Origin of the sequence: Kitasatospora sp. NPDC058965, assembly GCF_042741245.1 — a bacterium.
Taxonomy (GTDB): Bacteria; Actinomycetota; Actinomycetes; order Streptomycetales; family Streptomycetaceae; genus Kitasatospora.
The window spans coordinates 1-13,679 of record NZ_JBHYKG010000238.1 but is presented as its reverse complement, the minus strand read 5'-3'; the positions used below and the strand labels follow the sequence as shown (position 1 = coordinate 13,679).

General features: G+C 73.7%; 11 protein-coding genes. 9 read left to right on the top strand and 2 right to left on the bottom strand.

Annotated elements, in window-relative coordinates; genetic code table 11:
* Together ACFW1A_RS29670 and ACFW1A_RS29665 are read left to right on the top strand one after the other, a co-directional pair.
* Nucleotides 1-585, top strand: a 585-nt coding sequence (locus ACFW1A_RS29670; protein WP_380414060.1) for an ROK family protein, incomplete at its 5' end; no start/stop codon positions are given.
* Complete coding sequence (locus tag ACFW1A_RS29665) at nucleotides 582-1,631, top strand: SIS domain-containing protein (protein ID WP_380414058.1); 1,050 nt, start codon at nucleotides 582-584, stop codon at nucleotides 1,629-1,631. The genes ACFW1A_RS29670 and ACFW1A_RS29665, both read left to right, overlap by 4 nt.
* Before the next feature lie 38 nt (nucleotides 1,632-1,669).
* Here ACFW1A_RS29665 and ACFW1A_RS29660 read toward each other — a convergent pair whose 3' ends face one another.
* Nucleotides 1,670-2,332 (bottom strand): macro domain-containing protein, encoded by a 663-nt coding sequence (locus ACFW1A_RS29660; RefSeq protein ID WP_380414056.1) that lies wholly within the window; start codon nucleotides 2,330-2,332, stop codon nucleotides 1,670-1,672.
* A 139-nt stretch (nucleotides 2,333-2,471) separates the two neighbouring features.
* Between ACFW1A_RS29660 and ACFW1A_RS29655 the strand changes: the two genes are divergently transcribed.
* A complete protein-coding gene (locus ACFW1A_RS29655) occupies nucleotides 2,472-4,073 on the top strand; it encodes an ADP-ribosyltransferase domain-containing protein (protein WP_380414053.1) in 1,602 nt (533 codons plus the stop codon).
* 22 nt (nucleotides 4,074-4,095) lie between these two features.
* On the opposite strand, the gene ACFW1A_RS29650 is transcribed toward ACFW1A_RS29655, so the two are convergent.
* Nucleotides 4,096-5,094 carry a tellurite resistance/C4-dicarboxylate transporter family protein gene (locus ACFW1A_RS29650; protein ID WP_380414051.1) on the bottom strand — a complete coding sequence of 333 codons (999 nt, stop codon included), beginning with the start codon at nucleotides 5,092-5,094 and terminating at the stop codon, nucleotides 4,096-4,098.
* A gap of 158 nt (nucleotides 5,095-5,252) precedes the next feature.
* Here ACFW1A_RS29650 and ACFW1A_RS29645 point away from each other — a divergent pair, with 158 nt between their 5' ends.
* The 6 genes from ACFW1A_RS29645 to ACFW1A_RS29620 form a co-directional block, all read left to right on the top strand.
* A complete protein-coding gene (locus ACFW1A_RS29645) occupies nucleotides 5,253-8,921 on the top strand; it encodes a nitrate reductase subunit alpha (RefSeq protein ID WP_380414049.1) in 3,669 nt (1,222 codons plus the stop codon).
* 3 nt (nucleotides 8,922-8,924) lie between these two features.
* Nucleotides 8,925-10,520: a nitrate reductase subunit beta gene (gene narH / locus ACFW1A_RS29640; RefSeq protein WP_380414047.1), complete on the top strand. Its 1,596-nt coding sequence runs from the start codon at nucleotides 8,925-8,927 to the stop codon at nucleotides 10,518-10,520.
* Nucleotides 10,517-11,107, top strand: coding sequence for a nitrate reductase molybdenum cofactor assembly chaperone (gene narJ, locus ACFW1A_RS29635; protein WP_380414044.1), 591 nt, complete (start codon nucleotides 10,517-10,519; stop codon nucleotides 11,105-11,107). Before narH ends, narJ begins: the two co-directional genes overlap by 4 nt.
* 3 nt (nucleotides 11,108-11,110) lie before the next feature.
* Nucleotides 11,111-11,836: a respiratory nitrate reductase subunit gamma gene (gene narI / locus ACFW1A_RS29630; RefSeq protein ID WP_380414042.1), complete on the top strand. Its 726-nt coding sequence runs from the start codon at nucleotides 11,111-11,113 to the stop codon at nucleotides 11,834-11,836.
* Nucleotides 11,837-12,059: 223 nt separating this feature from the next.
* Complete coding sequence (locus tag ACFW1A_RS29625; RefSeq protein WP_380414040.1) at nucleotides 12,060-12,434, top strand: hypothetical protein; 375 nt, start codon at nucleotides 12,060-12,062, stop codon at nucleotides 12,432-12,434.
* A gap of 193 nt (nucleotides 12,435-12,627) precedes the next feature.
* A partial coding sequence (locus tag ACFW1A_RS29620) for a beta-galactosidase (RefSeq protein WP_380414038.1) occupies nucleotides 12,628-13,679 on the top strand: 1,052 nt, incomplete at its 3' end.

Here is a 13,679-nt window from a genome sequence, read left to right as displayed (position 1 = left end):
GAACTGCGCCGCGGCGCGCTGCGCGACGCGGACCCGGGCCTGTACGTCAACCTGGGCACCGGGGTGGCCGCCGCCGTCACGGTGGGCGGGCGGGTGCTGGCCGGCGCGCACCACGCGGCCGGCGAGATCGGCTACCTCAATCCGGGCGGCGCCCCGGTCGACGCGGTCGCCCGCGGGCACGCCCCGTTCGAGGAGCTGGTCGGCGGCCGGGCGCTCGCCGAGCAGGCCGCCGAGCTGCTCGGCGGACCCGTCGGCGCCGCCGCCCTGTTCCGCAGCCCCGAGCCGGCGGCGCGACGCCTGGCCGACCGCACGCTCGACGTGCTGGCGACGGCGCTCGCCAACCTCTGCACCCTGCTCGACCCCTCGCGGATCGTGGTCGGCGCGGGCCTGATGGCCGCGGCCGAGGTGATCCTGCCCGAGCTGGAGCGCCGGATCGCCGGCGCCACGCCCTTCCCGCCCGACCTGCGGGTCGCCCACTTCCGGCAGGACGCCGCCCTGCACGGCGCGATCGCCCTCGCCCTGGACAGCCTGCGCGAGCTGTCCGGCCCGCCGCAGCCCGCCGACCACCTCGGAGCCCGCCGATGACCCCCTCGCCCCTCGCCGCCGCCCTCGGCGCCCGGATGCACGCCGAGATGGCCCAGCAGCCCGCGGTGCTGGCCGGACTCGTCCACCGCTGGCCGGAGTTGACCGCGCAGGTCGCGGCGCTGACCGAGGGCGCGGCACCGTTCGGGGTGGCCTTCCTGGCCCGCGGCTCCTCCGACCACGCGGCGCTGCTCGGCCGGTACGCGGTCGAGCTCTACACCGGCCTGCCCACCTGCCTGGTCGCGCCGAGCCTGACCACCGCGTACCGGCGCGAGCCCAAGGGCTTCGCCAACTGGCTGCTGGTGGCGCTCTCCCAGTCCGGGCGGACCCCGGAGATCGTGGACCTGGCCCGGCGGTACGCGGCGGCGGGCGCCCGGGTGATCGCGGTGACCAACGACGCCGGCTCCGACCTCGCCGCGGCCGCGCACCTGTCGATCGCGCTGGAGGCGGGCCCGGAGCTGGCGGTGCCGGCCACCAAGACGGTGACGGCGCAACTGCTTGCCGTGCTGGCGATCGCCTCGGGGCTGCCGGGCAGCGGACTGACGCAGAGTCAGCTCCTGGGCCTGCCGGCGGCGGTGGCGCAGGTGCTGGACGACCCGGAGCCCGCCCGCCACGCCGCGCCCCTGCTGGCCGCCGCCGACCGGCTGGCCGTGGTCGGGCGCGGGGCCTGCTACCCGGCGGCCCTGGAGGGCGCGTTGAAGCTCCAGGAGACCACCGGGCTGATGGCGCACGGCTTCTCCACCGCCGATTTCCGGCACGGTCCGATCGCGGACTGCGGCCCCGCCGCCCCGGCCCTGCTGCTGGCCGGCTCCGGCCCGGCCGACCCGGACACCGTGGCCGTGGGCGACGCGCTCCGGGACCGCGGCGCCCCCGTCCTGGTGGCCGGCACCGCCCCGGGCGCGGACCTCCCCTGGCCCGCCACCGGCACGCTCGCCGAGTGCGTGCCGGCCGTGGTCCGCGCGCAGCAGCTGGCCCTGGCCACCGCCCGCCGCCTGGGGCTGGACCCGGACCGGCCGCGCGGTCTGAACAAGGTCACCATGACCGCCTGACGGCCGGTCCGGCCACCGGTCGGCGGGCTGACGGCCGGTCAGCGCCGGGCGGGCGGGGCGATCCGGACCCGCCGGTCGGCCGGCGCGGAGTCGAGGTCGTGGAGCTGCGCCAGCACCGTGCGGCGCAGTTCGTCGTCGTCCTCGAAGGCGTGCTCCTGGAAGAGCGTGTACCCGCTCCACATCAGGTTCGCGCACACCTGCGCCGGCACCCGGCCGGTCTGCGCGCCCATGCCCACCAGCGCCACCGAGGTGATGCTGCCGGGCGCGAGCCGGTTCTGCCGGTGCACCGCCTGGAAGGCGGCGGCGCAGGCCAGCGCCACGTTGAGGGTCTCGCTGACGTCCTGGGCGGAGCCGGTCATGGTCGGCGCCGAGATCAGGTACTTCGGGACGGTCGCGCCGGACGGCACGCAGACCGCGCTGCCCACCGGCAGCGTCCCCGCGAAGCGGTCCCGGATCTCCCGCTGCACCCGCAGCTGGATGCCGGCGCCGAGGTGGCGCTTGATCGCGGCGTCCGTCCCGCCGTCCATCCGGCCGCGCGCGTTGGTCGGGCTGACCCACGCGTCGACCTGCCGGTCCAGCAGCGAGCCCCGGCGGACCTCGACCCCGGGCGTGTCCGCGAACGCCGCCCGCCAGGCCGTGACCACCGCACTGTTGAGGTCGGTCAGCACGACCTTGAGGGTGCTCTGCCGCTGACGGTCCATGGTGGTCCTCCGCCCCTCGTTCCTGCGTTGCCAGGAAGCTAGCGGGCCCGACTGACAGACCCTCGGGGCGGCGTTGTCGTCCGTGTCCGGTATCCCTGTGACGTCCCGTCAACGACCCGACGCACCGGAGCCCACCACCGTGACCACTGCCGACACCACCCCGGACCCGAACGACCCCCTGGCCCTGACCGAGCTGTTCGCCGGGGGCGGCGAGCCGTGGCTGCCGCTGCTCAAGCCGGTCATCGAGGCGGACCGCGCGGCCTCCTGGCTGATCGGCCCGGAGCGCGGGCCGGCGGTCGTCCCGGTGCGCGAACTCACCTTCCAGGCGCTCAAGCCGCACCCGCCGCACAAGTGGAAGGTGGTGGTCTTCGGGCAGAACCCGTACCCGCGCCCGGAGAGCGCGACCGGCATCGCGATGTTCGACAACACCTTCCACGACTGGCAGGACAGCCAGTTCGGCCGGGTGGTCAGCATCCGCTGCCTGATCAAGGCCGCGGCCATGTGGAAGTACGGCATCCCGAAGAAGACCCCGGTGGGCGACCTGCGCAAGCTGCTCAAGGAGCACGACACCGTGCAGCCGCCGGAGTGGTTCCAGGCCATGCTCACCCAGGGCGTGCTGCTGCTCAACGCCGCGCTGACCGCCAACAGCGACGGGGCGCTGCCGACCGAGACCCACACCGACTTCTGGCGCCCGGTCATCGAACGGATCGTGGAGGAGATCCTGCGGGCCAAGCAGCAGGCCGGCGAGGAGGACCGCGGCGTCGTCTTCGCCTGGTGGGGCGCGCACGCCCGCGGCCTGAAGAAGGTGGTGCAGCGGCTGCAGCAGAAGTACCCGGAGGTCGAGGTCCGCCACCTGGACCACGCCAACCCGGCGGCGCAGGGCGACCTGTTCTGCGACGGCGACCACTTCCGGGAGGTGAACGAGGCGATCGCCTCGGTGGGCGGCGGCGAGGTCGACTGGCTGCCGAGCACCGGCTGGAACGCCGCCGCGGCCGGCCGGGACGGTGAGCTGGCCGACCGGATGGGCGCCTTCATCACCTCCACGATGGAGCTGCACCAGCTCTACCTGGACCGCCTGGCCGGGGTGAAGGACGAGGGGCTGGTCCTGCCCCCGATCACCGGGGTGTTCGAGACCCCGCTGCAGGACTTCCGCACGGCGATCGGACCGGTGGCCGCGCTGTTGCCGGGGCTGGCGCGGCACGTGGACCTGGCCCAGGAGTTCGGCAAGCGGCGGGCGGACCGGGTCGAGCGCGGACCGTCGGCGGACGCGATCGCCGCGCTCCACCTGTACACCTGCGAGTCGGCCTTCTACCGGGAGATCAACTCCGTGCTGCGCAGCCCGGACCGGAGCCGGCTGCTGCCCTACCTCCCGTACCTGCGGCTGCTGTTCGCGGCGGTCGCCGACCTGCCCGCCCGGGCGCAGCCGCTCTGGCGCGGGGTGGCGACGGACCTGCGGGCGCAGTACCCGGTGGGACGCACCGTCACCTGGTGGGGCGTCTCCTCCTGCACGCCCGAGCTCGGCGTGGCCCGGTCGTTCCTGGGCAGCCGGGGGAAGCGGACGCTGTTCCAGGTGCTGCCGCAGCGGGCCGCCGGCATCCGGGACTTCTCGGCCTTCACCGGGGAGGAGGAGTTCATCCTGCTGCCCGGCACCCAGTTGGAGGTGACCGAGGTGAAGGCGGAGCGCGGCGGGCTGTGCACCGTGACGCTCACCGAGCTGGCGGACGGGCCGCTGGTGTCCTGAGCCGGCGGCGCGCGGGGCGCCGTCAGGACCGCTGCCCGGCCGGCCCGTCGACCGGGTCGGGCTGCTGCCTGCGGCTGCGGGCGGTCGCGTACCCGAGCGCGCCGGCCGTCAGCAGCCAGGCGCCCACCGCGATCCAGAGCAGCACGTGGCCGAGCGGGCGCAGCCAGGAGACGTGGGCGGCGGTCCCGGTGGAGAGGGTGGCGACCGCCGTCATGCCGAGCGGGAAGACCGAGGCCCAGCGCCGGATGTCGTAGGCGAGCCGGGGCCGCCGGACCTCCTCGGCGAGCAGCACCAGGTACCAGGCCAGGTCGAGGCCGAGCAGCACCAGGGTGGTCCACCGCAGGGCGGTGTGCCCGGCGCCGGTCCAGTGCGGCCAGGCGGTCAGCTTGGACCCGGCCAGTGCCGAGATGGCCAGTGCCCCGGCCGCGATCCAGTGGTCCCCGTGCCCCTCCTCGACCTGGTGCAGGTCGAACCGCAGCAGTGCGGCCAGGTAGAGCACCAGGCCCGGCAGGAAGGTCGCCAGCGCCGCCCAGACCAGCCAGTCCCCCTGGTGCGCCAGCGCCAATGTGCCGGCCAGCACCGCCAGCCCCTGGGTGGCCACGCAGACCAGGAACGCGGCACCGGGCATCCGCCGCTTCCAGTGCTCCAGCACGGCGACCAGCAGCCCGGGCCAGGCCACCGCGGCCAGGGCCAGCAGTGCCTCGGCGGCGGTCTGCCACCCGGCCAGCGAGAGCCTGGTCCCCAGCACCGTGGTGGCCGCCACGGCGGTCAGCGCGGGCGGGGTCCCGGCGCTGACCGTCCAGTGCGGGCGGTCCCGGGCGAAGGTGAGCGCGAAGGCCGCGGCCAGCAGCAGCCAGACGGCGGCGGCGAGCCAGAGCAGGAGCTCGGAGAGCAGGTCGCGCCCGACCAGGTGCAGGCCGACCGAGACGATCCCGGTGGCCATCACGATCGATCCGGCGGCCGGCGGCACGCGGTCCCACCAGCCGGTCGGTGCGGCAGCGGTGGCGGGCGAACCAGTCATGCGCACCATCACAGCGCCCCCGTGCCGCGTTCGTCGGCCGCGACGCCGACCGGTCACCCGGCCGGCGGCACGGCACCGCCACCCGGGTGGTGTCGGGTGCCGCCCGGGTGAGCCGACGGCTCCGCGCCGCCCGGGCCCCGATTTGATGGCGGCCCAGGATGACGCGTCGTCAGGAGGCGAAGGTGCCGCAGCCCACGTCGGAGCCGGGGGCGCTGCTGCTCCGGACCGGGCGCTTCTTCCACCGGGGGGAGCCGTCGGCCGACCTGCACCGGGTGGAGGTGGCGGGCGGGCGCGCCGGCGACGTGTTCTACCGGGACCGGTGGAGCCACGACAAGGTGGTGCACTCCACCCACGGGGTGAACTGCACCGGCTCCTGCCGGTGGAAGGTGTACGTCAAGCACGGCATCATCACCTGGGAGACCCAGGCGACGGACTACCCGTCGGTGGGCCCGGACCGGCCCGAGTACGAGCCGCGCGGCTGCCCGCGCGGCGCGGCGTTCTCCTGGTACACGTACTCGCCGACCCGGGTCCGCTACCCCTACGTGCGCGGGGTGCTGCTGGAGCTGTACCGCGAGGCCAAGCAGCGGCTCGGCGACCCGGTGCTCGCCTGGGCGGACCTGCAGGCGGATCCCGAGCGCCGCCGCCGCTACCAGCAGGCGCGCGGCAAGGGCGGCCTGGTGCGCGCGAGTTGGGACGAGGCGGTGGAGCTGGTCGCGGCCGCCCAGGTGCACACCATCAAGCAGTGGGGCCCGGACCGGATCGCCGGCTTCTCGCCGATCCCGGCGATGTCGCAGGTCTCGCACGCGGTCGGGGCCCGCTACCACGCGCTGATCGGCGCGCCGATGCTCTCCTTCTACGACTGGTACGCGGACCTGCCGGTGGCCTCGCCGCAGGTGTTCGGCGACCAGACGGACGTGCCGGAGTCCGGGGACTGGTGGGACGCGGCCTACCTGATCATGTGGGGGTCCAACGTCCCGGTGACCCGCACGCCGGACGCGCACTGGATGGCCGAGGCCCGGTACCGGGGCCAGAAGGTCGTGGTGGTGGCGCCGGACTACGCCGACAACGCCAAGTTCGCCGACGAGTGGCTGCACCCGCACCCGGGCACCGACGCGGCACTGGCGATCGGCATGGGGCACGTGGTGCTCAAGGAGTGCTTCGTCGACCGGCAGGTGCCGTTCTTCACCGACTACGTGCGCCGGTTCACCGACCTGCCGTTCCTGGTCACCCTGGCCGAGCGGGACGGGGCGTGGGTGCCGGACAAGTTCCTGCGCGCGGCCGACCTCGGGGACACCGGGGAGGGCGCGCAGTGGAAGACCGTGGTGCTGGACACGGCCACCGGGCAGCCTGCGGTGCCCGGCGGGTCGCTGGGGTTCCGCTGGACCGGGTCGGGCGAGGGCCGCTGGAATCTGGACCTGGCGGGCATCGAGCCCGCGCTGACCGCGTACGGGAGCCCGGGCGTCGAGGTGCTGCTGCCGCGCTTCGACACCGAGGGCGGCGAGCACGGCCAGGGGCGCGGCGAGGTGCTGCGGCGCGGGGTGCCGGCGATGCGGGTGGCCGGGCGGCTGGTCACCACCGTCTTCGACCTGCTGCTCGCCCAGTACGGGGTGGGCCGCCCCGGCCTGCCCGGCAGCTGGCCCGCCGGCTACGAGGACGCGGACCAGCCGGGCACGCCCGCCTGGCAGCAGGCGCACACCTCGGTGCCGGCCGCCGCCTGCGCCCGGATCGCCCGGGAGTTCGCGGCGACGGCGGAGAAGTCCCGGGGCCGCTGCATGATCCTGATGGGCGCCGGCACCAACCACTGGTTCCACTCGGAGACCATCTACCGTTCCTTCCTGGCCCTGCTCCAGCTCACCGGCTGCCAGGGCCGCAACGGCGGCGGCTGGGCGCACTACGTGGGCCAGGAGAAGTGCCGCCCGTTCACCGGCTGGGCCACCCTGGCGGGCGCGCTGGACTGGGCCCGGCCGCCGCGGCAGATGATCGGCACGGGCTGGTTCTTCCTGCACACCGACCAGTGGCGCTACGACCACTTCCGGGCCGAGGTGCTGGCCTCGCCGCTCGGCACCGGCCGGTTCGCGGACATGACCGGCGCGGACTGCCTGGCGCAGGCCGCCCGGGCGGGCTGGATGCCGTCCTACCCGACCTTCGACCGCAATCCGCTGGACCTGGCCGACTCCCCCGACCCGGTGGCCGACGCGGTGGCCGCGCTCCGGGCGGGCACCCTCGGCTTCGCCTGCGAGGACCCGGACGCCGAGGCCAACTGGCCCCGGGTGCTGACCCTGTGGCGCTCCAACCTGTTCGGCTCCTCCGCCAAGGGCGCCGAGTACTTCACCCGGCACCTGCTCGGGACCCACTCCAGCCTCAAGGCCACCGAGGGGGTCCGCCCCCGGGACGTGCGGTGGCACGAGCAGGCCCCCGAGGGCAAGCTCGACCTGCTGCTCTCGCTGGACTTCCGGATGACCTCCTCCACCCTGCTGTCGGACGTCACGCTGCCGGCCGCGACCTGGTACGAGAAGCACGACCTCTCGTCCACCGACATGCACCCCTTCGTGCACTCCTTCACCCCGGCGATCGATCCGCCCTGGCAGGCCCGGACCGACTTCGACGCGTTCCACGCCATCGCCGCCAGGTTCAGCGAGTTGGCCGCCACCCACCTGGGCACCCGGCGGGACCTGGTCGCCACCGCGCTGGGCCACGACACCCCGGCCGAGACTGCGCAGCCGGGCGGGGTGGCGCTGGACTGGCGGCGCGGCGAGTGCGAGCCGGTGCCCGGGCGGACGATGCCGGCGCTGGCCGTGGTGGAGCGCGACTACACCGCCGTGGCCGCGAAGTTGGCCGCGCTCGGGCCGCTGGCGGAGCAGCAGGGGCTGCCGGTGAAGGGGATCGTGCTGCACCCGGACCAGGAGGTCGCCGCGCTGGCCGCCCGCAACGGCACCACGGCGCAGGGCCGTCCGCTGCTGGACACGGCGGTCAAGGCCGCCGACGCCGTCCTGATGCTCTCCGGCACCACCAACGGCCGTCTGGCGGTGCAGGGCTTCCACACCCTGGAGCGGCGCACGGGGCAGTCGATGGCCCAACTGGCCGCCGAGCACGAGGGCAAGCTGGTCTCCTACCGGGACACCCAGGCCGCGCCGGTCCCGGTGATCACCAGCCCGGAGTGGTCGGGCAGCGAGTCCGGCGGCCGCCGCTACACCCCGTTCACGCTCAACACCGAGCACCTCAAGCCCTGGCACACCCTGACCGGCCGCCAGCACTTCTTCCTGGACCACGACTGGGTGCACGAGTTGGGCGAGGCGCTGCCGGTGTACCGGCCGCCGCTGGACATGCACCGGCTGTTCGGCGAGCCCCGGCTCGGGCCGGGCGGGCAGGCCGAGGTGACGGTCCGCTACCTGACCCCGCACAACAAGTGGTCCATCCACTCCGAGTACCAGGACAACTGGTTCATGCTCTCGCTCTCCCGCGGCGGCCAGCTGATCTGGCTGAGCGACCGGGACGCGGCGCTGATCGGCGTCCGGGACAACGACTGGATCGAGGCCGAGAACCGCAACGGGACCGTGGTCGCCCGCGCGGTGGTCTCGCACCGGATGCCGGCCGGGACGGTCTACATGCACCACGCCCAGGAGCGCACCGTCAACGTGCCCCGGGCGGAGAGGTCCGGGCGGCGCGGCGGCATCCACAACTCGCTCACCCGGGTGATCCTCAAGCCGACCCACCTGGTCGGCGGCTACGCCCAGTTGACGTGGGGCTTCAACTACCTCGGCCCGACCGGCAACCAGCGCGACGAGGTGACCGTGATCCGGCGCCGCAGCCAGAAGGTGGAGTACTAAAGCATGCGCGTGATGGCCCAACTGGCCATGGTGATGAACCTGGACAAGTGCATCGGCTGCCACACCTGCTCGGTGACCTGCAAGCAGACCTGGACCAACCGTTCCGGCACCGAGTACGTCTGGTTCAACAACGTGGAGACCAGGCCCGGGCAGGGCTACCCGCGCCGCTGGGAGGACCAGCGGCGCTGGCGCGGCGGTTGGCGCCTGAACCGGCGCGGCCGGCTCACCCTGGACGCGGGCAGCCGGGTCCGGCGGCTGGCGGAGATCTTCGCCAATCCGGTGCTGCCCGAGATCGGCGACTACTACGAGCCGTGGACCTACGACTACCAGAACCTGACCAACGCCCCGCTGGGCGACGACTACCCGGTCGCCGCACCGCGCTCGCTGCTCACCGGCGAGCCGATGGAGATCGGGTGGAGCGCCAACTGGGACGACAACCTGGGCGGCCTGCCGGAGCACGGCGAGGCCGACCCGATGGTGGCCAGGGTCCGGCAGCAGGCCGCGGACAAGGTGAAGTTCGAGTTCGAGCAGGCGTTCATGCTCTACCTGCCGCGGATCTGCGAACACTGCCTCAATCCGGCCTGCGTGGCCTCCTGCCCGTCCGGCGCGCTGTACAAGCGGGTGGAGGACGGGATCGTGCTGGTCGACCAGGACCAGTGCCGCGGCTGGCGCCAGTGCGTCACCAGCTGCCCGTACAAGAAGATCTACTTCAACCACCGCACCGGCAAGGCCGAGAAGTGCACCTTCTGCTACCCGCGGATCGAGGTCGGCCTGCCCACCGTCTGCTCGGAGACCTGCGTGGGCCGGCTGCGCTACCTCGGGGTGGTGCTCTACGACGCCGACCGGGTCACCGCCGCCGCCTCGGTCAAGGACGAGAAGGACCTCTACCAGGCCCAGTTGGAGGTCTTCCTCGACCCCGAGGACCCGGCGGTCCGGCAGGCGGCCGAGCGCGACGGGGTGGCCCGGGACTGGATCGAGGCGGCCCGCCGCTCGCCGGTGCACGCGCTGATCAGCACCTACCGGGTGGCGCTGCCGCTGCACCCGGAGTTCCGCACGCTGCCGATGGTCTGGTACGTCCCGCCGCTCTCCCCGGTGGTCGAGGCACTGACCGAGACCGGCTTCGACGGCGAGGACGCGGGCAACCTGTTCGGCGCGATCGACGCGCTGCGGATCCCGGTGGAGTACCTGGCCGAGTTGTTCACCGCGGGCGACCAGGAGCCGGTGCGGGCGGCGCTGGAGAAGCTGGCCGCGATGCGCGCACACATGCGGGCCGTCAACCTGGGCGACCGGCCGGACCCCGCGGTCGCCGCCTCGGTCGCGATGACGGAGCGTCAGATCGAGGACATGTACCGGCTGCTGGCGATCGCCAAGTACGAGGAGCGGTACGTGATCCCGACCGCGGCGCAGGACGACGCGCGCCGGCTGGAGGAGTCCGCGGTGCCCGCCGAGTGCGAGGTGGCGCACGTGGAGGGCGACCCGCACCAGCACGGGCCGTTCGGCGAGAACTCCGGGCGCCGGTCGCTGCCGATGGTGACCCTGGAGTCCTTCCACGCGCTGCGCAAACGGCAGACCGCCGACCGGGAGGAGGACGTCCGGTGACCGCCGCCGTCGTGCACCAGGCCGCCGCGCACTGCCTGGGCTACCCCGACCCCGACCAGGACCTCGCGCTGGTCCGGGCCGCCGTGGCCGAGCTGCGCGGCCCCGCCGCCCGGGAGCTGACCGCCTTCCTCGCCCACACGCCGTCCGCCGGCCACTACACCGAGGTCTTCGACTTCACCAACCGGCACAGCCTGTACTTGAGTTGGTGGACCGATGGGGACACCCGGCGGCGTGGGACCGCCCTGCTCGCCTTCCAGGACGCCTACCGGGCCCGCGGGTTCCGGCTGGCCGCCGCCGAACTCCCCGACTTCCTGCCCGTGGTGCTGGAGTTCTGCGCCGCCACCGGGGACGACGCGCTGCTGCGCGAGCACCGCCCCGCCCTGGAGCTGCTGCGGCTGGCGCTGACCGAGGCCGGCACCCCGTACGCCCACGTGCTGGCCGCCGTCTGCGCCACGCTGCCGGGCCCGAGCCCCGCCGACCGGGCCCAGGCCATGGCGCTGGCCCGGTCCGGCCCGCCGCGCGAGGAGGTCGGCCGCGAGCCCTACGGCCACCTCGCCCACCTGCCCGTGCTCAGCGGAGGCCACTGACCCATGGACACCTTCCTGTGGGGCGCGCTGCCCTACCTCGCCTTCCTCTCCCTGGTGGTCGGCCTGGTCTGGCGCCACCGCTACGACAAGTTCGGCTGGACCACCCGCTCCTCCGAGGTCTACGAGCGCCGCATCCTGAACTGGGCCTCGCCCGCCTTCCACTACGGCATCCTGTTCGTGCTGGCCGGCCACCTGGTCGGCCTGTTCGTCCCGGCGACCTGGACGGCGGCGGTCGGCGTCGACGAGCACGCCTACCACCTGTTCTCGCTGGTCGGCGGCACCCTCTCCGGGCTGCTGGCCGTCGTGGGCCTGGCCACCCTGCTCTACCGGCGGCGGCGGAACATGCCCGTGCTGCGCGCCACCACGGCCAACGACAAGGCCATGTACCTGCTGCTGTTCGGCGAGATCTGCGTCGGCCTGTACAGCAAGCTGACCAACTCGAACCTGCACCGCGGCTACGACTACCGGGCCACCATCGCCCCCTGGGCCCGCAGCCTGTTCACCCTGCACCCGAAGGTCGGGCTCTGGGACGCCGTGCCGACCTCGTACCGGGTGCACGCGGTGATCGGCATGCTGCTGATCGCCGTGGTGCCCTACACCCGCCTGGTGCACATGTTCAGCGCCCCCTGGTTCTACCTGTTCCGCCCGTACCTGGTGTACCGCAGCCGGCCGCCCGGGCAGGTGGGCGAGCGGCCGACCCGGCCCGGCTGGGAGCGCATCGACGCCTGAGCGGCACCACCGGCACTACCGGCACTACCCACGGTTCCCCCTACCGTTCCCCGGGCCGCCACCGGCCTTTTCCGGAAATCCCCGAGAGCTTTCCGGCAAATGCCGCAGCAATGCGTACCGAGAACCCTGGACCGGGCTGATCCGACGAATTTGACTTGACCTCACGGATCTTCGGGAATACCCGGGAACCGGCCCAGTCGCTTTCGAGAGGGGTGCCCGGAACATGAGCACCGAGAACGTCGCCGCGGTCCGCAGCACGGCGATGTACCTGCGCTGCTACCCGTACGACCCCAGTGGGCAACTGGACCTGCAGCTCGACCTGACCGCGTACGCCGCCCGGCTGGGGCTCGCCGAGCCGACGGTCTACCGGGACAACGGCGCCCGCTCCACCGGGCCGCTCCCCGCCCTGGCGGGCCTGCTGGCGGCCGTGCGGGCCGGTGCGTACCAGGTCGTCCTGGTGCCCGGCCCCTTCGTCTTCTCGCTCGACGACCGGCTCGCCCGGGCGACCGTGCGGCGGCTCGCGGCGGCGGGCTGCGAGGTCGTCGAGCGCTCCCGCACCGACCGCCCCGAGGACGCGCGCTGCGCGCTCGTCGGCTGAGCGTCCGCTTTCCGGCCGGCCGACCACCCCTTTTCCTCCGCGGAATTCCGCCGCCGGGAGAATTCCCCACCCTTGCCGCGCGCGCCCCACCACCGCGCCCGGCCCGAGCCACCCGACGTCCGGCCCACCCCTTTCCCGACCCCTTTCCTGCACACCTCCTTTCCTGCCCGACCCCTTTCCCAGGAGCCGCACCATGTCCGCCGACCCGCCCCGGGCATCGAGACCCCGCCTGCGCACCCTGCTCGCCGCCGCCACCACGCTGGCGCTCGCCGCGACCGGGCTCGCCACCACCGTGCCGGCCCTCGCCGCCGCCGACAGCCCGCCGTCCGCCGTCGCCCAGGCCGCGATCACCGGTACCCACTCGGTGAGCTACGACGGCTACTCCCTCCTCATCGACGGTCGGCGCACCTACGTCTGGAGCGGCGAGTTCCACTACCACCGCCTGCCCAGCCCGGACCTGTGGCGCGACGAGCTGCAGAAGATGAAGGCGGCCGGCTTCAACGCCGCCTCCATCTACTTCGACTGGGCCTACCACTCCCCCGCGCAGGGCGTGTACGACTTCACCGGCGTGCGCGACGTGGACAAGCTGCTGGACATCGCCGCCGAGGTCGGCGTCTACGTGATCGCCCGCCCGGGCCCGTACATCAACGCCGAGGTGGACGGCGGCGGCTTCCCCGCCTGGGTCACCGCGCTGCCCGGCAAGGCGCGCAGCACGGATCCGGCCTACCTGGCCGCCGTGGACGAGTGGACCAGCCACATCGACCCGGTGCTGGCCCGCCACCAGCTGACCAACGGCACCGGCTCGGTGATCGCCTACCAGGTGGAGAACGAGTACTACAACAACGGTGACGACGGCCGGGCCTACATGAGCCACCTGGAGCAGTCGGCCCGCAGCCACGGGATCACCGTGCCCTTCACCGGCAACCACAACGGCGCCTTCGCCACCGGCACCGGCGCGGTCGACATCGACGGCATCGACTCCTACCCGCAGTGGTTCAACTGCTCCGACCCCGCGCACTGGAACGACCTGCCGAACGTCTCCCAGTACCACCGCGCCGCCAACCAGCCGATCTTCACGGCGGAGTTCCAGGGCGGGTCCTTCGACCCCTGGGGCGGCCCCGGCTACGACAAGTGCCGGCAGCTGACCGGCGCCGACTTCGCCAACGTGTTCTACAAGAACAACATGGCGGTCGGCGCCACCCTGCAGAACCTCTACATGACGGTCGGCGGCACCTCCTGGGGATC

Coding starts and splice junctions, on each gene's coding strand:
- ACFW1A_RS29665 (WP_380414058.1), top strand. CDS start 582: ATGACCCCCTCGCCCCTCGCCGCCGCCCTCGGCGCCCGGATGCACGCC.
- ACFW1A_RS29660 (WP_380414056.1), bottom strand. CDS start 2,332: ATGGACCGTCAGCGGCAGAGCACCCTCAAGGTCGTGCTGACCGACCTC.
- ACFW1A_RS29650 (WP_380414051.1), bottom strand. CDS start 5,094: ATGACTGGTTCGCCCGCCACCGCTGCCGCACCGACCGGCTGGTGGGAC.
- ACFW1A_RS29645 (WP_380414049.1), top strand. CDS start 5,253: ATGACGCGTCGTCAGGAGGCGAAGGTGCCGCAGCCCACGTCGGAGCCG.
- narH (WP_380414047.1), top strand. CDS start 8,925: ATGCGCGTGATGGCCCAACTGGCCATGGTGATGAACCTGGACAAGTGC.
- narI (WP_380414042.1), top strand. CDS start 11,111: ATGGACACCTTCCTGTGGGGCGCGCTGCCCTACCTCGCCTTCCTCTCC.
- ACFW1A_RS29625 (WP_380414040.1), top strand. CDS start 12,060: ATGAGCACCGAGAACGTCGCCGCGGTCCGCAGCACGGCGATGTACCTG.